This is a genomic window from Bradyrhizobium sp. IC3123, from assembly GCF_020193625.1.
GTDB lineage: Bacteria > Pseudomonadota > Alphaproteobacteria > Rhizobiales > Xanthobacteraceae > Bradyrhizobium > Bradyrhizobium yuanmingense.
In genome coordinates this window covers 215125-235128 of the sequence record NZ_JADYVF010000009.1, presented here as the reverse complement: position 1 = coordinate 235128, position 20004 = coordinate 215125, and the positions used below count along the sequence as shown (strand labels likewise).

Genomic DNA, 20004 nt, shown 5'->3' with positions numbered 1-20004 from the left:
ACGGTAGCGTATCAAACCCGTGTCACGTTAGCAATACGGCACCGTATCAAGACCGGGTGAGGCTTTCTTCATGAGCGACGGCAAGGGCGACGTCTGGGTCGAGGCTGGGTTTGCCGAGCTCGCCCGCGCGGGGGTGGAGGGCGTGCGGGTCGAGGTGCTCGCCAAGAATCTCGGCGTCACCAAGGGCGGCTTCTACCGGCGCTTCGCCGACCGCGCCGCACTGCTCGAGGCCATGCTCGAAGCCTGGCGCAAGGGCCGCATCGCCGCGATCGCGCAGCAGACGAGCCTCGACGGACAAGCGCCCCGCGAGCGGCTGAAGGCGGTGATCCAGCTTTATTCCGAGCGGCTCAATCCAGAAGGGATGGCGATCGAGCTCGCGATCCGGCAATGGGCCCGATCGGAGGACAACGCCGCGGCGGCGGTGGCGAGCGTCGACGCGGCGCGGCTCAGGCACGTCGGCGACCTCTATCGCGCAACCGGCCTTGCGGCCGAGGAGGCCGACGCGCAGGCCTTTCTGTTCTACTGCTTCATCTTCGGCCAGAGCCTGTTGTTCGTCGAGAGCGGTCCGCGCAAGCGGTCGCAGCTCGTGGCGAAATCTGCCGAGAAGCTGCTCGACTGAGCATGATCCGGACCCCAAGGGCCGGGTGAGCGCAGGTGTTCTGACAAGATCATGCGCGACACTTCAGGCGAATCGGCCGGAGCGTCGCTCCGGCCTTCGCAGCAATGCGAAGCTCAGGCGGCGCCCTTCAGCTTCTTGGTGCATTCGCTGTAATAGCCGCCGCCTTTTTGAATCCATTTCAAGCCGCCGTTGCCGTTGGTGGTCTTGTTGGCATTGTACTGGTCGACGCAGGTGTGCAGGCGCGCCTTGCCGGGCGTCTCCTTGGCATATTTCGGATCGACCGCGTTTGGGTAGACCGCAGGACCGGCCGGCAGGGCCGGCGCGGCGGCGGGTGCCTCTTCCTTCTTGGCCTGCTTCGGCTCCGCGGGAGCTGTGGGCGCAGCCGCTGTCGGCGCAGCGGCGGGCGTCGCATCGGCACCGCATTGGGCCTTGCGGAAGTCATTCCACTTCATGGTGCCGAGCGAGCCGTCCTTCTTGGCGGCCTGGTACTTCGCGCTGCACTCCTGCGCTGTCAGTGCCTGTGCCGGCGCGCTCGTCAGCAATGCCGCGACACCGGACGCTGCGATCGCATACAACAATTTCGTCTGAATGGTCATCCCTGGGTCTCCTGCCTGATCTTCCCCGACGGAAGTGAATTGAGGATTGCTATCCTAGCGTGCCGGCCGCTTGCGACAAGGATGCGATGGGTTGCGCCGGCAAAATATAGTGATCCTGCCGCTCAACTCATTCATGTCGCGTTCAGCAACGCGAGCCAACGTTCCAGCCCTTCGCAATTCTCGCAAGCAGAGTGCACCACATGACCTTCACGTCCCGCCTCGCCGCCGTTGCTCTCGCCTCCCTGCTCGTCACCGGCACCGCTTTCGCGCAGACCGCCGCGCCGGCCGCCAAGACCGACACTGCCGCCACCGTCGACGACAAGAAGGCAACGAAGGAGCGATCGGCGGAATCGCTGGAATGCTCCAGGCAGGCGGACGCCAAGGGATTGAAGGGGAAGGAGCGCAAGAAATTCCGTCGCGAATGCAAAAAGGAGGCGAAGGCCGGCAGCGCAGTCGCCGCTCCCGCAGCCGACAAGAAATAAGCCCGTCACGATTCCTTCCGAGCCTCCGCGGAAGGCCTCGCGCATTGCGGCATGATGAGCCTGCAATTGTGCGCCTCGCGCTGATTTGCGATAAGGTGGCGTGAAGCACATCACCGCCTCCCTGTCGTTCGAATGGCCGAGCCGTGCCACGATCCTGAGCACGGTGGAGACGCTCGTCATCGGCACCGCCGGCGGCCTTGTGTTTCTGCTCGCCGGCCTTCCCGGCGGGCTGATCTCCGGCTCGATGATCGCGGTCGGGATCGCCGCGATCGCCGGCCGTCGGCTGACCTTGCCGCCGATTTTGACCCAGACCGTGCTGGTGCTGCTCGGCATCTCGCTGGGCTCGGTCGTCTCGCGCCATTTGCTTCAGCAGGTCAGCGCCTACCCCGTCACCATCGGCCTGCTTGCGCTCGCCACGTTCTGCTCCACGTTCGGGTCGAGCTATTACCTCCAGCGCATGCATGGCTGGGACCGCACCTCCGCTTTCCTAGCCGGCAGTCCCGGCGCGCTGTCGCAGATCACGATCCTGGCGGTCGAGCGCGGCGCCGACCTTCCGGGCATTGCGGTGGTGCAGACCATGCGCGTCATCATCCTGACCGCCGCGCTGCCGATGGTGCTGGCGATTGCAGGCGTCACGCCCTCCGCTGCACCGTCGCTGACAACGACCATCGCCTCGCCGCTCGACCTGCTCGAGCTAGCCGCCGCGTCGCTGGCCGCGGCGCTCGTGTTGCGGCTGATCAAGTTTCCCGCGAGCTGGATGTTCGGCGCGATGATCGCCTCCAGCGTGCTGCATGGTGCCGGATGGGTCGAGGGCGGCCTGCCGGACTGGGTGCGTGGCGTTGCGCTGATCGGGATCGGCGCACTGATCGGCAGCCGTTTCGCGCGGATGCGGATCAAGACGCTCGCCGGCCACCTCCGCGCTGCGCTGGGCTCGTTTGCCGTGGCCATCGCCGTCTCCGCCATCTTCGTCGGCATCGTGGCGCTGACCACCCAGGTGAAATTCTCCGACGTCGTCGTCGCCTTCGCGCCGGGCGCGATGGACGCGATGCTGGCGCTGGCCTTGACGCTGCACATCGACCCGATCTTCGTCGGCGCCCACCACCTGTCGCGTTTCGTCTTCGTGACGATCGCAACGCCGGGCATCGTGCACCTGTTCGGGCGCACGCAGGACGACGTGGATGATTGAGCTTTAGCGCTTCGCGGTCCGCACGAATCCCCACGCGGCGATCGCGGCCATCACGAGGGAGATCAGCACGTTGTAGCCGGCGAGCGACAGGCCGAGGAAGCGCCATTGCACCTCGTCGCAGCGCACCACCTTCACGGTGTCGAGCTTCGACAAGAGATCGGCGGCGCTGCCGAGGTTGACGACCGGACCGGAGCAATCGGTCGGCCCCTTCCAGAACCCCCATTCGACCCCGGAGTGGTAGGCGCCGAGGCCGGCATTAGCGAGCGTGGCCAGGGTGAGGATCGCCAGCCCCGCCAGCAGCAGCGGCCGCGGCGCGCCGCTTCGCGCCGCCAGCGCCGTCAGCACACCGAGCGGTATCGCAAGGTAATAGGCGTAGCGCTGCTCCAGGCACAATGGGCAGGGCAGGATCTCCAGGACGAGCTGGAAGAACCAGGCGCCCGCAATCGTGGCTGCGCCGATCAGCGTGACCAGGACCGCGGCGGTCAGCGCGGGGCTCGTGGCGCCCGGCTTGAACGCAGGTATGGCGGCACTCTGGGTGGTCACGGCAGCCTCTTTCGTATCTCTCGCGCGCCCTAAGCCTCTAGCCCCGGCCCATGCGGCTGTCGAGAACGGCCGGGATCACTTTGGCGCGGGTTGACCCCGTCCCGTCCATGGCTATAGTCCGCCGGCTTCGCGACGCCGCCTATGGGGCCGACCGAGGGCCCCTGTGGCGGAACTGGTAGACGCGCTCGACTCAAAATCGAGTTCCGCAAGGAGTGCTGGTTCGATTCCGGCCAGGGGCACCACGCTTCGCCCTTTGGGCTTCGCGTGGGGGCTAGAAGGGCGAAGCGTGTCCGGCGAAGCCTCTTGGCGAAGTCGGACTGGTTCAGCAAACTCGAACTACGACCCGAGCGTTGCTGCGAGCACATCGGCCAGGCCACGCCCGGCGCTGCCGTCTTCATCCAGGCCCGGATTGTAAATGGTGATCTCCAGGCCGACCGCCTTGCCACTCGCCAAGCCAACCCGGAGCACGGTCGATAACTCGTCCCACGACAACCCACCCGGCACGCGAAAATCGACAGCCGGCATGATGGCATCGTCGAGACAATCGGCGTCGAGATGGATGAAGAAGCCGTCCAGCTCGGCTCGCATCAGGTAATCGACGGCTTCGCGTGCAGCGGCCTCGATGCCCCGCGCCCGCACAGCCGGAAGATCAAGCACCTTGAGCTCTTCGGGAAGCGGCTGGCTTCCATATTCCGCCTGATCCTGGTGATCGCGATATCCAAACGCCACAATGTCTTCAGGGCGGACCAGAGGACCGTGACCTTCGATGTCGGCCAGGAGGGACGGGCCGTAGCCGGAAACGAAGGCAAGGTCCATCGAGGCGCCCTCACCATTGGGCTCCGCCTCGGGCTGGAAAAAATCGGCGTGGCCGTCGATGAACAACAGGCCGTAGCGGCCGCGCCGTCGAAGCGCGAGCATCGAGCCCAGCAAGATCGTGCAATCGCCGCCCAGCACCAGCGGAAACTCGCCCGCGACAAGCACCGCTTCCACCGCGTCGGCGAGCTGGGGCGACCACGCCGCTATTGCGCCGGCGTTCAAGATGCCGGTCTCGGGATCCGGCGCCGGATCTTTCGAAGGCACCACCAGCCGCCCGGCGCGGCGTGCGCCGATGCGCTCCGCAAGTCCAAGCTTCAGCAGCTGTTCGGGCAAGCGCTCCACGCCGTCGGTCGCAAGGCCGAGCGTCGAAGGAGCTTCGATAATTGCATAGGGCATGGTCGGCATGGCGCCTTCCCGCTCGCGACTATTGTGCCGAGTAGGTCACGGCCTCGATCTTGTGACCGTCTGGATCGCGGACAAACGCCCCATAATAGTTGAGGTCGTAACTCGGCCGCAGCCCGGGAGCGCCAGCGTCGCTGCCACCATGCTCTAATGCTGCTGCGTAGAAGCGATCGACCATCGCGCGGTTCTCGACGGCAAAGGCGATATGACTGCCGTTACCCACGGTCGCGGGTTTTCCATCGATCGGAACTTGAACGCTGAAGTGAAACGTCCCGCTTCCGTAGCCCAGTCCGCCCTCGTCCTCGGCCATCGGCGTGATCCCGACGACCGGCAAGACCGCATCGTAGAAGCGCTTCGCACGCTGAACATCATTCGTACCGACGGAGACATGATGGATCACAACGACCTCCCGTTCCGGTGTTGCTTCGTAACGGTGAGCTTCCGGTCGTTGTTCCGCAGAGCCGCCTGCGGTTCTACCCACCACGAAGCAGATGCCGGGAACCCCGCCCCCGAAGTTGCTTTATCTACAAAGGAAGCAAGACATGGACACACGCGTCAGACATTGCAGGGTCCGGATCGGATCCGTGGATACCTTCTACCGAGAAGCCGGTCCTGAACGCGCGCCCGTCGTTCTGCTGCCGCACGGCTATCCCTGTTCATCCTACGAATTCCGCAATCTGATGCCGCGACTGGCCGATAATTGGCGGCTGATTGCTCCCGACTATCCCGGGTTCGGCTATAGCGGGACACCTGATGACTTCGACTACAGCTTCGACGGCTATGCCGCGTGGCTCGACCAGTTCGTGAAGCAGCTGAAGATCGAACGCTTCGTGATCTACCTTCATGATTTTGGCTCACCGATCGGAGCGAGGCTGGCGATCATGCGGCCTGAGAGGGTGGTGGCCCAGATCATTCAAAACGGCGACATACCTTACGAAGATGCGCTTGGCCCGGCATACGCTGACATCGAGAAGTCCTGGTCACTGCCCGATCAGGAGATGCGTGCGGCGATGAGGGAAGCTATCACTGAAGAGAATTTCCGGGACGAGTTCCTGAATGATGTGCGTGCGGACATGGCTGGACTGATCGCGCCGGACCTTTGGCGATTGCACTGGTCGCTGATGACCGAGCGGCGGAAAGACGCCGCCGCAGACGTTCTGTTTGGCCTCAAGGCGAACCGCCAATGGTTTCCCGAGCACCGCCGATATCTTCAGCAGCACAAGCCGCCAACATTGATCCTGTGGGGGCCGCAGGACCATTACATGCCTGAGGAGTCAGGGCGGGCCTATCTCCGCGACCTGCCGGATGCCGAACTGCATCTCCTGGATGGCGGCCATTGGCTGCTCGAAACCAACCTCGATGAGGTTGTCGCGCTGACGCGATCATTTCTCGAACGGATCGAACCTTAACGGGCAAATGACAGCGCTTTTGTCGCCAACCGGCACCGGCGCGGGCGGCAAGCTTCCCCGATCGCCCCGGGCGTTCGACTTCCCCCAGATATTCCCTATATCGTGCGGCAACGATCTGATGCAGCGGACCGCTTCGATGGCCAGGAGACGCACGACGGACACGGACGGCCTTCCCCGCTATTTCGTCTGGGTCCGGGGGCTCGAAGGGCCCGAGCCGCAGAAATGGACGGCGATGGATTTCGGCGTCGGCGATTGGAAGCGGCCGCTCGTGCTGGCCTATCTGGAGCTGCCGGAAGACGAACGGCCGCTGTCGCTATCGGTCCTGGCGCGGCGATATCCGCCGCCGCGGGTTGATCTTTCGTAAGCTGGATTGGCGGCGGCACTCCGTCGCGCGGCAACGTTGGGTCGGCACATGGCAGTCCCGTGACTTTCCCGCCCCCATGATTATGGGTGTCACGGCCTTCGGGCTGCGGTTAGACTTGCCTCGCGCCGCGGGGGACACGCGGATCGCGGGACCATGATCATGACCGAACAAGGCGAGACGGGTGAAGCCATCACCATCCTCCTCGTCGAGGACGATGCGCCGACCTGCTGGCGGCTCCAGGATGCGCTGGTCAAGGCCGGTTACGAGGTGCGCAGCGCCGGTACGCTCGCAGAGGCGCGGCAAGCCCTCGCCGCCGGCGCGCCGCGCGTGCTGCTGACCGACCTGCGACTGCCCGACGGCCACGGCGTCGAGCTGATCCGCGAGATGCGGCAGCGCTTCCCCGACACCGAAATCATGGTGATTTCCGCGCTGGGCGACGAGGAAAGCGTGATCTCCGCGATCACGGTCGGCGCCACCGGCTACCTGCTCAAGGACGCCTTCCCCACCGACATCGCCACCACTGTACGCGATCTGGTCGCGGGACATTCGCCGATCTCGGCCTCGATCGCCCGCTTCATCGTGCGCAGGACGCAAGGTGCCGCGCAGAATTCGGCGGAGCCGCCGCCCGGCCCCGCGCTCAACACGGCAAGGCTCACCCCGCGCGAGATCGACATCCTGTGGGGCATCGCCAAAGGCTTCAGCTATGCCGAGATCGCGAGCCATCTCGGCCTGTCCAAGCAGACCGTGCCTGGGCATATCAAGAACATCTATCGCAAGCTCGAGGTGCATACGCGCAGCGAGGCGGTGTTCGAGGCGGTGCAGCAGGGCCTGATCAAGCTGTGAGCGAGATCGCGGCCAAAGCACCTACGAAGGCACCGACACGCCCGCGGCGCCGGCTAATCGCCTCGCGCCTCGTGCCCTATGTGCTGCTTCAGGCGCTGATCGTGATCGTCACGATCCTGGGGATTCGGTTGCTGCAGCCGAGCGATCCCGACGACTACGCGGTGGACGATTTCTCGGCGCGGGAGGACGGTCTGACGCGCCCGGTGACGCTGCCGCATTTCACCTCGTCGCGCTATTCGCTGGCCGACCCGCCGATCTACGCCGGCACCTTCACGTTCCGGAGCGGCGATGCGGCCTCGGGCTGGTCGGTGTTCCTGCCGCGCTTCAGCAACGCGGTGGAGGTCGCCGTCAACGGCGTCGTCGTGCTCGACTCCCGACGCGACACCAACGCCAACCGGCCCGACCGCAACACGCCGCAGATCGCCGCCATCCCCGCGTCGCTGCTGCGCGAGGGCGGAAACGAGATCACGGTGCGGCTGTTCGTATGGGGCCCGCTCAAGGGCTTCCTCGACACCGTCTATGTCGGGCCGGATGCCGCCTTGCGCCCGGCCTATGAGACACGCACGCTGCTGTTCGTCACGCTGCCTGTGGTGTTTTCCGCCTGGCAGGCGATCCTTGCCGTCATCCTCGCCATCATGTGGCTGATGCGGCGTCACGAGCCGGTCTATGGCGTACTGGCGACGGCGATGGTGCTCGGCGTGGTGCAGGCATTCGCGCCGCCGCCGGTGCCGCCGGCTACGGTATCGCACCTGGCCGCGGTGCTGCTGGCCTCCGCACCGATTGAGAGCGCGCTGATCGTCGTGTTCGGCGTGCTGTTCTTCGGCTGGCGCTGGCCGCGCTACGGCACGCTGCTGTTCGTGCCCGGCGTCCTCGTGTTCGTGGTCGGGCTGATCGGAGGCCCACCGCTGCCGCGCATCCTGTTCCTGGTGCTCGGCATTCCCACCGTCGGGCTCTGCCTGTTCCTGATGGCCTGCGTCACCGCAACCGCGGTGGTGCGACGGCAGGACGCGGCGAGCTTCACGATCGGCTGCGCGGTGACCATCGTGCTGGTTTGCTGGGTCCAGGACATGCTCACGGTGCTCGATATCGTGAGCAACGATCGCATCTTCGTCTCGCGGCTGTCCTATTCGGCGATGCTGGTCGCGATCGGCGCCGGGCTGACCTGGCGCTTTGCCCGCGCCTTGAACCAGGTCGACAGCTTTGCCGGCCAGTTGGTGACGCGGGTGCGGGAGGCCGAGGAGCGGCTAAAGGCGAGCTTTGCCCGCGAGGAGGAGCGCGCCCGCGCGGCGGCGCTCGCCAACGAGCGCACGCGCCTGATGCGAGACCTGCACGACGGCCTTGGCGGCCAGCTGGTGAGCATCGTCGCGCTGTCCGAACGCGGCAGCACGGGCGCGAGCATCACGGACGCCGCCCGCGCGGCGCTGAAGGATCTCCGTCTCGTGATCGATTCCATGGACGACATCGGCGGCGACCTGATGCTGGCGCTCGGCTCCTGGCGCGAGCGCGCCACGGCCCAATTGCGGCCGCACGACATCACGCTCGACTGGCGCGTGGCGACGCCGCAGGGCCTGCCGCTGCATCCCGAGCTCAGGCCATGGCACGTCGTCCAGATCGTGCGCATCCTCGACGAAGCCGTGACCAATGCGGTCAAGCACGCGCAGGCCCGCCGCATCGCGGTGACCATCGACACGTTCGACGCGGGCCAGGGGCCGTACGGCGTGATCAGCGTGACTGACGACGGAGGCGGCTTTGCGCTGGCCGGCAATGGCGAGGCCGCGGGGGCCGGCCAGACCGCGCGCGGCTTGCGCAACATGAAAAGCCGCGCCGCCCGCTGCGGCGCGGTGCTCGACCTGACGTCTGATTCCTCCGGCACGCGCGTGCGGCTGAAATTGCCGCAACGTTTTCCCGACAGCGACATGGCCGCGGGCTGAAAGGGCCCCCTCCCCGAACGTGTGGGGCGCACGGAGAGAGGGGACGGGCCGGGTAAAATTGCCTGCGGAGGACGGGGGGTTCGTCCGCAGGCCCCTTGGCCCGAAGCGATGCATCAATTCAATGAAGCGGAAATATCAGCGCACGCCGACGCGATTGACCGGGCCGCCGCGATTCATCGGCGTGCCGGCACGCACACCGACACCGGGCGCGCCGACACCGGGGGTCGCGACGGCAGCCCGCGCGACCGGCGCTCCCACCACCACGGCGCCAGTCGGCCGCACCACGCAGCCCTTCGGCACGCCGACGGTCTTGCAATAGACCACGGCCTGCGCCGGGCTCGTGCCCAGCGACACCATCGCCGCGCCCGCCAGCGCCATGACCGTCAGCCCTGCGCCCAGCGCTCCAGCTCTCTTCGACATCTTGCTCTCCTGGTTCCGTTCGGCGTCCCGACGCAATCACCGGGTCTCGCAGCCGAGGTGCAGCCTGAATGACAAAAGTCGGCGCGCGGATACATGCCATGAAGATGGGGGTACCGCGGGCGGGAGGACTGGCCGCTGCCATGAACATGGCATGGACCGGCGCCCGGCCTTTGCGGAATGGTCCGGCCCGATTGATCCCGGTCGGGACCAACGAGAATTCCAAAGAGGTGCTCTATGAAGATTTCGGTTCTTGCCGCGCTGCTGCTCGCAGCTGCCGCCCTGCCTGCTGCCGCACAGTCCGGTCCATCTGTGCAGGAGCAAATGGCCTGCCGCGGCGACGCCAGCAAATTCTGCGCCGAGCATATCGGCAAGCCGTCGCAGATGAATGCCTGCCTGCGCGAGAACAAGTCGAAGCTGTCCGATTCCTGCCGCAAGGTGGTCGAATCGCGCGGAGGCTAGTCGTTCATCCTTCTCTCTTGGAAGAAGCCAGAGAGGGCAGCGCTCTGCCGCCCTCTCGAAAAAATGCCAAAGGCGCGCCGCTATTCCTGCATCATTTCGCCGCTTCCGCCGAACTCGGCGGGAAAATCCTTCAGCTTGGGCAGGCCATCGCGCATCGGCAGCACGGTCTCGGCATAGTTGACGTGGACGCTGGGCGTGAACGCGAGGGTGGGGATGGTGGCGGCGAAAACGTCGACCAGACCGAGCGGCGGATGGTTGGTCATGAGATGGCCACCGCACTTCCTGCAATATTTGCGCTGGCTGAGCGGCGTCTTGACGAAGGTCTCGACATTCTGAGCGCCTTCGATGATGCGCACGGCTTCCGGCTTCCAAAGGCTGAAAGCGTTGACCGGACCGCCCGACCACGAGCGGCAGGAGCGGCAATGGCAATAGCCCATCGCCTCCGGCGCGCCCGTGACCTCGACCGTGACCGCGCCGCAGAAGCAGTTTCCGACATGTTTCATTTGGACGTCTCCCTTTTTCTGATGGATCGTTATCGCGCGTCGGCGCCCCGCGCGCCGTTTCGATTGGATGCGCGGGGCTTGACCTAGACTATACCGACCGGCGCCAGGGAATAAGCATGGAGACGCGTTGCTTGTACTGCCGGTACTCGTCGCCGAAGAGATCGACGAGATCGCTCTCCTCCAGCGCGATGCCGACGAAGATGTAGAGCGTGGTCACGGCCGCGAACAAGAGATGACCCGCGGTCATGACTGGCGCCGCCCAGAACGCGATGATGAAACCGAGATAGATCGGATGGCGGACGAATTTGTAGAGCAGCGGCGTCTTGAAACGCGGCGGCTGCATTTCCTTGCCGACGAGATGATTCGTCACCTGATGCAGGCCGAACAGTTCGAAATGGTTGATGATGAAGGTCGAGGTGAACACCAGCACCCAGCCAGCGAAGGACAATGTGACCAGTGTCACGGCAAGATCGGGGTTCTCGACCTCCCATATGACCGCGGGTAGCGGACGCCACTGCCAGAACAGCAGGAGCAATGACAGGCTCGCGAACAGCACATACGTGCTTCGCTCGACCGGCTTGGGGACGAACTGCGTCCACCATGCCTTGAATTGTTGGCGCGCCATCACGCTGTGTTGAACCGCGAACAGCGACATCAGCAGCAGATTGATGACGACCGCGCGAACGATGGGCGCTTCGGCACCGGTATCGATGGTCTTGGGCACCATCACCCCCATGACGAAGCCGATCGCGTAGAGAATGGTGACGAAAAACACGAGATATGCCGCAATTCCGTACAGAAAGGCGATGAACCTGAAAATACGAGAGCCCGTAACCTCCGGGCCGAGAGAATGAACCTGATGATCAATTTGGGTCATGAAACACTCCGTTGTGCCGAGGCATCGACACGGTTTGGTCTTCGCACCATGCCGGATCGGACGTCCCGCGGCTTTCGCGGACGATTGATTTTCGCCTGAGACGACTTTGATTTTTGCTTGAGACGACGAGAACGTGCGATTTCGCTTTGAAAACAACGTGCTGGACGGCGACCTCCGGGAGCTCACTTGCGACGGAAAACCCGTCCCGTTGCAGCCGCAGGTGTTCGATCTGCTGCTTTATCTGGTCACGCAACGGGCGCGTGTGGTCAGCAAGGATGACCTGATCAGCCAGGTCTGGAACGACCGCATCGTCTCGGATTCCGCCCTCAACAGCCGGATCAACGCCGCGCGCAAGGCGCTCGGCGACGACGGCGCGAGCCAGCGCCTGATCAAGACCATTCCGCGCAAGGGCTTTCGGTTCGTCGGCGAGGTCCGGGAAGAGGTGGCGGCATCGCCCGCGCGGACCGAAGCCAGGCTCGCTCCCCCGCGCATGGCGGACCGCCCGGCGGTCGCGGTGCTCGCCTTCGAGAACAAGAGCGGGGATCCCGAGCAGGACTATTTCGGCGACGGGATCAGCGAGGACATCCTCACCGCGCTGTCGAAGCAGCGCTGGTTCATGGTGATCGCCCGTAACTCCTCCTTCACCTACAAGGGACGCGCGGTCCATATCAGGCAGATCGCCGAGGAGCTCGGCGTCCGCTACATCGTCGAAGGCAGCGTGCGCAAGACGGACAACCGGGTGCGCATCACCGCGCAGCTCAACGACGCCGTGTCGGGCGGTCATCTCTGGGCCGAGCGCTATGACCGCGAGCTCGTCGACGTCTTCGCCGTGCAGGACGAGATCACCAACGCGATCGCCGCCGCGATCGAGCCGCAGATCCACGCCGCCGAGAATTTCCGCAACCGTCGGAAGCCGCCGGCGAGCCTCGACGCCTGGGACCTCTTGATGCGCGCGCTGTCGCATTATTGGCGCGTGACCCGGCAGGACCATGCGGCCGCGAAGGCGCTGCTCGCGCGCGCGATCGCGATCGATCCGGATTACGGCCAGGCGTTGTCGGTGCTGGCCGTGAACGACATGTTCGGCGTGCATCTCGGCTGGACCGAGCTGGCCGCGGTTGCGCCGTCCGCGGAAGCCGCCGCGCTCAAAGCGGTGCGCTGCGACCATGAGGACGCCTGGGCACATGCCGCGCTCGGCAGCGTCTGCTTCTCGACCCGCAGGCTCCCAGACGCGCTGTCCGAGTTCGAGCAGGCGCTCGCGCTCAATCCGAACTTCTCGCTGGCGCAGGGCTATTACGCGCTGGCACTGTCCTATGCCGGACGCTCGAACGACTCGTTCGAGGCCGCGCAAAAGGCGATCCGGTTGTCGCCGCGCGATCCGTCATTGGCGATCTATCACGGTATCGCCGCCTATGCGCGCTTCACCGAACGGCACTATGGCGAGGCCATCGCGCTGGCGCGCGAGGCGATCCGCCACCGCGGCGATCTTACCGGCGCATACCGCGTGCTCGCCGTCTCCGCCGGCATGACCGGCGATGGCACGCTTGCGGAAATGGCACTCGGAGAGCTCCGCCGCACCCAGCCGGGCATCTCGCTGCACTGGATCGCGACGCAGCTGCCGTGGGCCAGTGAGCGAGATCGCGAACACTATCTGGAGGGATTCCGCCGCGCAGGCTTGCAGTGAGGCGTCTTACCCTCCCTGCAGGGCAAGCGCTAGGTTCGCTTCCGGCGTAAATGGACGACGACATCGAGCCGCGCGATCTCGTGGCCGGGAAGCGCCTCGGGCATCTTGGTGAAGGCGAGGCCCTCGGCCACGTCGACCAGCACGTCCTCGCCTTCGAGATAGAAGTGCGGATGCAGGGACGTGTCGGTGTCGAAGAACGACTTGATGCCGTCGGCCGCGATCCGGCGCAAGAGGCCCGCTTCGGTGAACTGGTTCAGCGTGTTGTAGACGGTGGCGAGCGACAGGTATGCGTTCGCAGCCATCGCTTCTGCGTAGAGACTTTCTGCGGTGACGTGACGATGGCCGCCCAGGAACAGCAGTCGGCCCAGCGCCACGCGCTGGCGTGTCGGGCGCAAGCCGGCATTGCCGAGCAATTGCAGGCAGTGCTGCACGCCCGCATCCGGCGACGGCTCAAGACCGGCGATATCGGGTCCGCCGTCGTCATCCGCAGGGATAGTCGTGGCCTGAATGTCCATCCATCGTCTCACGGCTCAAGCAAACGGGATGCGCAGCCGCGTCCCGCTACTTGCCATTCGATCGCAAAAGCGGCGGGCCGGCTTTGATCCGGATCAAATTTGGCGTCGACCGCCTCTGACCTGGCGCAAGGCGGGCCGGCTCATTCCCGGCCAGAATGCGCGGGCATAGATGAGGTTCGCATGTCCAAGCCGGTTCCCGACAAGGCAGAGGTCGCACTCGAATATCCCGACAAATTCTATGTCGGCACCTTCGAGCATTCGTCCCGCTTCGAGGCGAAGCTCGACGGCAGCGGCATTGCGCTGGTGCTGCAACATCCTGGTGCGGCCGATGAACGCAAATCGGTGCATCTGCACGTCAACTTCGGCCTGCTGGCCGGCATCCTGCGGGAGCTCGCCGGCAGCGTCGCCGCGCTTCCCAAGGACGACATCGCGCACCGCGAGCAGCTTGCAGAGGCGCTCGACGAATTGCGGCGGGCGCTCGGCGCAAAATGACGGGCTGATGCTTTTGGTCGCAGGCGCGGACTTGTGCACTGCCCCGGCATGCTCTCATCACTTCTGAAGGCCGCCTGATCCCTCGGAGCTGGCCGATCTACCGTGCCGTCGCAGAGGCGGAGAAACAGGACGAGCTGTACATTTTTTGTGCGAGCACTGTCGCGACTTTCATCTTGCCGCGCTGAACGGGACTGTGTGAGCCTCGATGGCGGATGGGGACTGGGATGGACCGACCGTCGCTTTGCGCGCGAGGGCGCGTGCGAAGCGTTTCCGGCTGGTCTCGCTTGAGAAAGATTACGACATGCCAAAACGAGTGTTGCTTGGTCTCCTCCTGGCTTGCGGCCTTGCGGCCCCTGCGCTGGCGCAAGAGCCGAAGACGGGGGGTGTGATCAATGCCGTGATTCAGCCCGAGCCGCCCGGCCTGATGCTTGCACAGGTCCAGAACGGCCCCACCCAGATGGTCTCGGGCAACATCTTCGAAGGCCTCTTGCGCTACAGCCCCAAGCTCGATCCCCTGCCGGAGCTCGCCGAGAGCTGGAGCGTCAGCGAGGACGCCAAGACCTACATCTTCAAGCTGAAGAAGGGCGTGACCTGGCACGACGGCAAGCCCTTCACCGCCGCCGACGTGCTGTTCTCGATCGAGATGCTGAAGCAGACCCATGCGCGCGCCCGCACCAATTTGGCGCAGGTCGACAAGGTCGAGACGCCGGACGATCATACGGTGGTCTTCACGCTGAAGCAGCCGTTCGGCCCGTTCCTCGGCATCTTCGAGGTCGGCTCGATGCCGATGGTGCCGAAGCATCTCTATGCAGGCACCGACTGGAAGACCAACCCCTACAACAACGCACCCATCGGCACCGGCCCATTCATGTTCAAGGAATGGCAGAAGGGCTCGTTCATCCGCCTGGTCAAGAATCCGAACTACCACGAAAAGGGCAAGCCCCATCTCGACGAGATCTACTGGCAGATCATCCCGGACGCCGCCGCGCGCTCGGTGGCTTACGAGACCGGCAAGGTCGACGTGCTGCCCGGCGGCTCGGTCGAGAATTTCGACGTGCCGCGGCTGTCCAAGCTGAAGGACACCTGCGTCACCGGCGCCGGCTGGGAATTCTTCTCGCCGCTGGCCTGGCTGTGGCTGAACAACCGCCAGGGTCCGCTCGCCGACAAGCGGGTGCGGCAGGCGATCATGTATGCGGTCGACCGCGACTTCGCCAAGGACGTGATCTGGAACGGGCTCGGCAAGGTCGCCACCGGCCCGTCGGCCTCGACCATCAAGTTCTATACCGATGACGTGAAGAAATACCCCTACGATCCGGCCAAGGCCAAGGCACTGCTGAAGGAAGCCGGCTACAAGGGCGAAAAGATCCGCCTGCTGCCGCTCGCCTATGGCGAGACCTGGCAGCGCTGGGGCGAAGCCGTCAAGCAGAACCTCCAGGATGTCGGCATGACCATCGAGACGATCGCCACCGACGTCGCCGGCGGCAACCAGAAGATCGCCGAGTGGGATTACGACATCGCCTTTACCTATCTCTACCAGTACGGCGACCCCGCGCTCGGAGTGGGACGCAACTACATCTCCAGCAACATCGCCAAGGGCCAGATGTTCAACAACGTCGAGGGTTACTCCAACCCGGATATCGACAAGCTGTTCGCCGAGGGCGCGGTTGCAACGCCGGATTCCAAGCGCAAGGAGATCTACGAGAAGGCGCAGAAGATCCTGGTCGAGGACGTGCCGGTTGCCTGGATGCTCGAGCTGCAATTTCCGACCATCATGCGCTGCAAGGTCAAGAACCTGATCACCACGGGGATCGGGGTCAATGACGGATTCAAGGACGCATGGCTCGACAAGTGAAGCCTCTTACCTCTCTCCCCTGCGGGGAGAGGTCGAATGTGCGCATAGCGCACATTCGGGTGAGGGGGAGTCTCCACGAGACCAACTGCTGATACGCTCGCGGGGAGTCCCCCTCACCCCAACCCTCTCCCCGCATCCGCCTTCGCCGAGGCTTCGGCGGACAAGAGCGGGGCGAGGGAGTCACTCCGTCTCCGTGGCGCCAAGTCACATCACCAATATGACTCACTAGATGCTCTCCTTCGTTGCTCAGCGTGTCCTGAAGGGCGTGATCGTCCTGCTCGCGATCGTCGTTCTCAATTTCTTCCTGATCCGCCTGGCGCCCGGCGATCCCGCGATCGTGATGGCGGGCGAGGCCGGCGCCAGCGATCAGGTCTTCGTCAAGCAGCTTCGGGAGAAGTTCGGGCTCGACAAGCCGCTGCCCGAGCAGCTCTTCATCTACGTCAAGGGCGTCGTCAGCCTCGACCTCGGCTTTTCCTTCCGCCAGCAGGCTCCGGTCGCAAAACTGATCGGCGAGCGGCTGCCGGCGACGCTGTTGTTGACGCTGACCGCCTTCGCGATCTCGCTCACGCTCGGCATCCTGTTCGGCACCTTCGCCGCGCGCTTTGCCGGAACCTTCCTCGACACCGCCATCACCGTGTTCGCTCTGATCTTCTACGCCATGCCGATCTTCTGGGTGGCGCTGATGGGCATCCTCCTGTTCTCGGTCACGATGGATTGGCTGCCGAGCTTCGGTTACGAGACGGTCGGCGCCAACCTCACCGGCCTTGCCCACGCGTTCGACGTCGCAAAGCACCTGATCATGCCGGCGATGACGCTGGGACTGTTCTTCATGGCGACCTACACCCGCATGACGCGCGCCTCGATGCTGGAGGTGAAACGCCTCGACTTCGTCAAGACGGCGCGCGCCAAGGGGCTCTCCGACGCCGTGATCCAGCGCCGCCACGTGCTGCGCAACGCGCTGCTGCCGGTGGTGACGCTCGCCGGCGTGCATTCCGGCACGCTGATCGGCGGCGCCGTCATCACCGAGACCGTGTTCGCCTGGCCCGGCATCGGGCGGCTGATGTACGACGCGCTGCTGCAGCGGGATTACAATCTGCTGCTCGGCGTGTTCGTGATCTGCTCCGCCATGGTCCTCACCTTCAACCTCATCACCGACCTCGTCTATCGCCTGGTCGATCCGCGGATCGAATACGCCGCATGAAACAGTTCTGGAAATCGATGCTGAAGAGCCCGAGCGGCGTCATCGGGCTCGTCATCCTCCTGGTTGCAATCTCTGTCGCGGTGTTCGGACCGATGCTGTTCCCGAACTCGCCCTGGCGCATGGTGCAGCGGCCGTTCCTGCCGCCGTTCACGCTCGGGGCCGTGCCGCTCGGCACCGACGCGCTCGGCCGCGACATCTTCGCCGGCATGATCTTCGGCGCCCGCGTCTCGCTGCTGGTCGGTCTCGTCTCCACGCTGGCGGCGCTGATCGTGGGCGTGCCGATCGGCGCCATGGCCGGTTATTTCGGCGGCAAGGTCGACGACGCCCTGATGCGCTTCACCGAGTTCTTCCAGACCATTCCGAGCTTCGCGCTCGCGATCGTGCTGGTCGCCATCCTGCAGCCCTCGATCTATTCGATCGTCGCCTCGATCGCGGTGGTGAGCTGGCCGCCGGTCGCTCGCCTCGTGCGCGGCGAGGTGCTGTCGCTGCGCACCCGCGAATATGTCCAGGCCGCCGTCGTCACCGGCCAGAGCAACAGCTGGATCATCCTGCGCGAGATCCTGCCCAACGCGTTGTCGCCCGTGATCGTGCTGGCCTCGTTGATGGTGGCCACCGCGATCCTGCTTGAATCCTCGCTGTCCTTCCTCGGCCTCGGCGATCCCAATCTGATCTCCTGGGGCTACATGGTCGGCGCCGGCCGCACCGTGATCCGGCAGGCCTGGTGGATCACCGTGTTTCCCGGCATCGCCATCCTGATCTCGGTGCTCGGGCTGAACCTGATCGGCGAAGGCCTCAACGATGCGCTCAATCCGCGCCTGTCGCGGGAGGGCCGCTGACGATGACCGCCTCGCCCGCCGTCTCCATCAGGAACTTGCGGATCGCGCTGCCCAAGGGCGCCGAGCGCCCCTTCGCGGTCGACGGTGTCTCGCTCGATCTGCAGCCCGGCAAGATCGTCTGCGTCGTCGGCGAGTCCGGCTCCGGCAAGTCGATGTGCGCGCATGCGCTGATGGGCCTTTTGCCGGATACGGTCTCGGTCACCTCCGGTGAAATCCAGTTCGAGGGCCGGGACCTGCTCAAGCTCGCTGACGACGGCTGGCGCGATCTGCGCGGCCGTCGGCTGGCGATGATCTTCCAGGAGCCGATGACCGCGCTCAATCCGTTGATGCGGATCGGCGACCAGATGGCGGAGATGTTCGAGGCGCACGGCCTGCTCACGCCGAAGGAGCGGCGGGCCAAGGCGCTGGCGCTGGCAAGCGAAGTCGGCCTGCCCGACCCTGAGCGTATCGTGCGCGCCTATCCGCACCAGCTCTCCGGCGGCCAACGCCAGCGCGCCATGATCGCGATGGCGCTCGCGCTCGAGCCCGCGGTGCTGGTCGCGGACGAGCCGACCACCGCGCTCGACGTCACCACGCAGGCCCAGATCCTGAAGCTGATCCGCAACCTCCAGCGGAGCCGCAACATGGCGGTGATGTTCATCACCCATGATTTCGGCGTGGTCGCCGACATCGCCGACCAGGTCGTGGTGCTCCGCCACGGCAAGGTCGTGGAGGAAGGTCCGGCCGCGGCCATCTTCAACGAGCCGCAGCACGACTACACCAAGGCATTGCTTGCCGCCGTGCCCTCGATGGATCCGCCGCCGCGAGAGCCATTGGACGATCGGGCCAAGGCCGTCGAGGTGATCGGGCTGGACAAGACCTACGTCACGTCGGGCGGCTGGTTCCGCCAGGCCCGCCGCGTCGATGCGGCGCGCGCGGTCAACTTCAACATCCTCAAGGGCGAGACGCTCGGCCTCGTCGGTGAATCCGGCTCGGGCAAGTCGTCGGTAGCGCGCCTGGTGATGCGACTGATCGAAGCCGACCGCGGCACGGTGCGGATCGGCGAGACCGACCTGACCTCGCTTTCCGGCAAGGCGCTGCGCGGCGAGCGCCATCGCATCCAGATGATCTTCCAGGATCCGTTCGCCTCGCTCAATCCGCGCCGCAAAATCGGCCACATCATCGCCGACGGGCCGATCGCAGCCGGGACCGATCCGAAGGTGGCGTTCGACCGCGCCCGCGATCTCCTCAAGATGGTGGGCCTGGACGCCGGCGCGCTCGAGCGCTATCCGCATGAATTCTCGGGCGGCCAGCGCCAGCGCATCGGCATCGCCCGCGCGCTTGCGCTCGAGCCGGAGATCATCGTCGCGGACGAGGCCGTCTCCGCGCTCGACGTCTCGGTGCAGGCGCAGGTGTTGAAGCTGCTCGAAGATCTCAAGGCGCGCCTTGGCCTGTCGATGCTGTTCATCACCCACGATCTGCGCGTCGCGGCCCAGATCTGCGACCGTATCGCGGTGATGCAGCGCGGCGCCATCGTCGAGCTGAAGCCGACGGCGCAACTCTTCGCCGCGCCCGAGCACGCCTATACGCGCGAATTGCTCGCAGCCGTGCCCGGACGGAAGGAGCACGCGCCGGCGGCCTGAGGCGGCTCGTCCTCGTTCATTGATTTCCGTGATGGTTCCAAAAACTTGCACGCCGAGCGAGGCGAAACATATTCGATTCAGCGGCATTTGCTTTCGTGAGATCATCCTTGCTCATGTCGGCAAGGGGTGACTTGACGCCATAGTCGCTCGTCGCGGCTGGCGTCGTACAACGAACGTGATGTGATGGGCAGCTCAACAACCCAGCAAGCAAGACGCACCGGGATGCTGGGAACTGCGCAGCCTGGTCACGCGCTTTTTATCCGGTCGTGACTGGACCGGCCGCTTCAAAGCTTAACGGCATGACCATAGATGACGTTTGAATGATCGACGTCATCTCATGACGGACTCACACTGT

General features: G+C 65.0%; 22 protein-coding genes and 1 tRNA gene. 15 read left to right on the top strand and 8 right to left on the bottom strand.

Going from position 1 to position 20004, the window contains the following annotated elements:
* Positions 1-70: 70 nt before the first annotated feature.
* Complete coding sequence (locus tag I6F20_RS26800; RefSeq protein ID WP_035996748.1) at positions 71-619, top strand: TetR/AcrR family transcriptional regulator; 549 nt, start codon at positions 71-73, stop codon at positions 617-619.
* 113 nt (positions 620-732) lie between these two features.
* Here the strand turns inward: I6F20_RS26800 and I6F20_RS26795 are convergent, their stop codons facing one another.
* Complete coding sequence (locus I6F20_RS26795; RefSeq protein WP_225128542.1) at positions 733-1215, bottom strand: hypothetical protein; 483 nt, start codon at positions 1213-1215, stop codon at positions 733-735.
* Between the two features lie 200 nt (positions 1216-1415).
* On the opposite strand from I6F20_RS26795, the gene I6F20_RS26790 reads away from it, so the two are divergent.
* Both I6F20_RS26790 and I6F20_RS26785 read left to right on the top strand, forming a co-directional pair.
* Positions 1416-1697, top strand: a complete 282-nt coding sequence (locus I6F20_RS26790) for a PsiF family protein (RefSeq protein WP_036020676.1) — start codon at positions 1416-1418, stop codon at positions 1695-1697.
* Between the two features lie 100 nt (positions 1698-1797).
* On the top strand, positions 1798-2883 hold the full coding sequence (locus I6F20_RS26785) for an AbrB family protein (protein ID WP_225128541.1): 1086 nt from the start codon (positions 1798-1800) through the stop codon (positions 2881-2883).
* 3 nt (positions 2884-2886) lie between these two features.
* Here I6F20_RS26785 and I6F20_RS26780 read toward each other — a convergent pair whose 3' ends face one another.
* On the bottom strand, positions 2887-3426 hold the full coding sequence (locus I6F20_RS26780) for a disulfide bond formation protein B (protein ID WP_036020670.1): 540 nt from the start codon (positions 3424-3426) through the stop codon (positions 2887-2889).
* 157 nt (positions 3427-3583) lie between these two features.
* Here I6F20_RS26780 and I6F20_RS26775 point away from each other — a divergent pair.
* Positions 3584-3668, top strand: a tRNA-Leu gene (locus tag I6F20_RS26775).
* Between the two features lie 94 nt (positions 3669-3762).
* Here the strand turns inward: I6F20_RS26775 and I6F20_RS26770 are convergent.
* Both I6F20_RS26770 and I6F20_RS26765 read right to left on the bottom strand, forming a co-directional pair.
* Positions 3763-4647 (bottom strand): arginase family protein, encoded by an 885-nt coding sequence (locus I6F20_RS26770; RefSeq protein WP_057028400.1) that lies wholly within the window; start codon positions 4645-4647, stop codon positions 3763-3765.
* A 19-nt stretch (positions 4648-4666) separates the two neighbouring features.
* On the bottom strand, positions 4667-5044 hold the full coding sequence (locus tag I6F20_RS26765) for a VOC family protein (RefSeq protein WP_035996730.1): 378 nt from the start codon (positions 5042-5044) through the stop codon (positions 4667-4669).
* A 142-nt stretch (positions 5045-5186) separates the two neighbouring features.
* Here I6F20_RS26765 and I6F20_RS26760 point away from each other — a divergent pair, with 142 nt between their 5' ends.
* From I6F20_RS26760 to I6F20_RS26745, 4 genes are all read left to right on the top strand, one after another.
* Entirely contained in the window at positions 5187-6053 is an 867-nt protein-coding gene (locus tag I6F20_RS26760; protein ID WP_225128540.1) for an alpha/beta fold hydrolase, read from the top strand.
* A gap of 136 nt (positions 6054-6189) precedes the next feature.
* Complete coding sequence (locus tag I6F20_RS26755; protein WP_225128539.1) at positions 6190-6417, top strand: hypothetical protein; 228 nt, start codon at positions 6190-6192, stop codon at positions 6415-6417.
* Positions 6418-6576: 159 nt separating this feature from the next.
* Positions 6577-7260 carry a response regulator gene (locus tag I6F20_RS26750; protein WP_035996793.1) on the top strand — a complete coding sequence of 228 codons (684 nt, stop codon included), beginning with the start codon at positions 6577-6579 and terminating at the stop codon, positions 7258-7260.
* Positions 7257-9191: a sensor histidine kinase gene (locus tag I6F20_RS26745; RefSeq protein WP_225128538.1), complete on the top strand. Its 1935-nt coding sequence runs from the start codon at positions 7257-7259 to the stop codon at positions 9189-9191. The genes I6F20_RS26750 and I6F20_RS26745 overlap by 4 nt, the downstream gene beginning before the upstream one ends.
* A gap of 135 nt (positions 9192-9326) precedes the next feature.
* Here I6F20_RS26745 and I6F20_RS26740 read toward each other — a convergent pair whose 3' ends face one another.
* Positions 9327-9611: a hypothetical protein gene (locus I6F20_RS26740; RefSeq protein WP_035996722.1), complete on the bottom strand. Its 285-nt coding sequence runs from the start codon at positions 9609-9611 to the stop codon at positions 9327-9329.
* Between the two features lie 234 nt (positions 9612-9845).
* Here I6F20_RS26740 and I6F20_RS26735 point away from each other — a divergent pair, with 234 nt between their 5' ends.
* Positions 9846-10070: a hypothetical protein gene (locus tag I6F20_RS26735; protein WP_035996719.1), complete on the top strand. Its 225-nt coding sequence runs from the start codon at positions 9846-9848 to the stop codon at positions 10068-10070.
* An 80-nt stretch (positions 10071-10150) separates the two neighbouring features.
* Here I6F20_RS26735 and I6F20_RS26730 read toward each other — a convergent pair whose 3' ends face one another.
* Together I6F20_RS26730 and mddA are read right to left on the bottom strand one after the other, a co-directional pair.
* Positions 10151-10573, bottom strand: coding sequence for a GFA family protein (locus I6F20_RS26730; protein WP_035996716.1), 423 nt, complete (start codon positions 10571-10573; stop codon positions 10151-10153).
* Positions 10574-10661: 88 nt separating this feature from the next.
* Complete coding sequence (mddA, locus tag I6F20_RS26725; RefSeq protein ID WP_225128537.1) at positions 10662-11450, bottom strand: methanethiol S-methyltransferase; 789 nt, start codon at positions 11448-11450, stop codon at positions 10662-10664.
* Between the two features lie 133 nt (positions 11451-11583).
* Between mddA and I6F20_RS26720 the strand changes: the two genes are divergently transcribed.
* Positions 11584-13131 (top strand): winged helix-turn-helix domain-containing tetratricopeptide repeat protein, encoded by a 1548-nt coding sequence (locus I6F20_RS26720; protein ID WP_225128535.1) that lies wholly within the window; start codon positions 11584-11586, stop codon positions 13129-13131.
* Positions 13132-13160: 29 nt separating this feature from the next.
* Here I6F20_RS26720 and irr read toward each other — a convergent pair whose 3' ends face one another.
* Positions 13161-13646 (bottom strand): Fur family transcriptional regulator Irr, encoded by a 486-nt coding sequence (irr, locus tag I6F20_RS26715; protein WP_035996708.1) that lies wholly within the window; start codon positions 13644-13646, stop codon positions 13161-13163.
* Between the two features lie 180 nt (positions 13647-13826).
* On the opposite strand from irr, the gene I6F20_RS26710 reads away from it, so the two are divergent.
* The 5 genes from I6F20_RS26710 to I6F20_RS26690 all read left to right on the top strand — a co-directional run bounded on the left by I6F20_RS26710 (position 13827) and on the right by I6F20_RS26690 (position 19649).
* The gene (locus tag I6F20_RS26710; protein ID WP_035996705.1) at positions 13827-14138 is read left to right on the top strand and encodes a hypothetical protein; all 312 of its coding nucleotides are present in this window, start codon (positions 13827-13829) and stop codon (positions 14136-14138) included.
* A 301-nt stretch (positions 14139-14439) separates the two neighbouring features.
* Positions 14440-15990, top strand: coding sequence for an ABC transporter substrate-binding protein (locus I6F20_RS26705; RefSeq protein WP_035996790.1), 1551 nt, complete (start codon positions 14440-14442; stop codon positions 15988-15990).
* A 229-nt stretch (positions 15991-16219) separates the two neighbouring features.
* Complete coding sequence (locus tag I6F20_RS26700; RefSeq protein WP_035996702.1) at positions 16220-17191, top strand: ABC transporter permease; 972 nt, start codon at positions 16220-16222, stop codon at positions 17189-17191.
* A complete protein-coding gene (locus I6F20_RS26695; protein WP_035996700.1) occupies positions 17188-18027 on the top strand; it encodes an ABC transporter permease in 840 nt (279 codons plus the stop codon). The genes I6F20_RS26700 and I6F20_RS26695 overlap by 4 nt, the downstream gene beginning before the upstream one ends.
* A gap of 2 nt (positions 18028-18029) precedes the next feature.
* A complete protein-coding gene (locus I6F20_RS26690) occupies positions 18030-19649 on the top strand; it encodes an ABC transporter ATP-binding protein (RefSeq protein WP_192893054.1) in 1620 nt (539 codons plus the stop codon).
* Positions 19650-20004 lie beyond the last annotated feature (355 nt).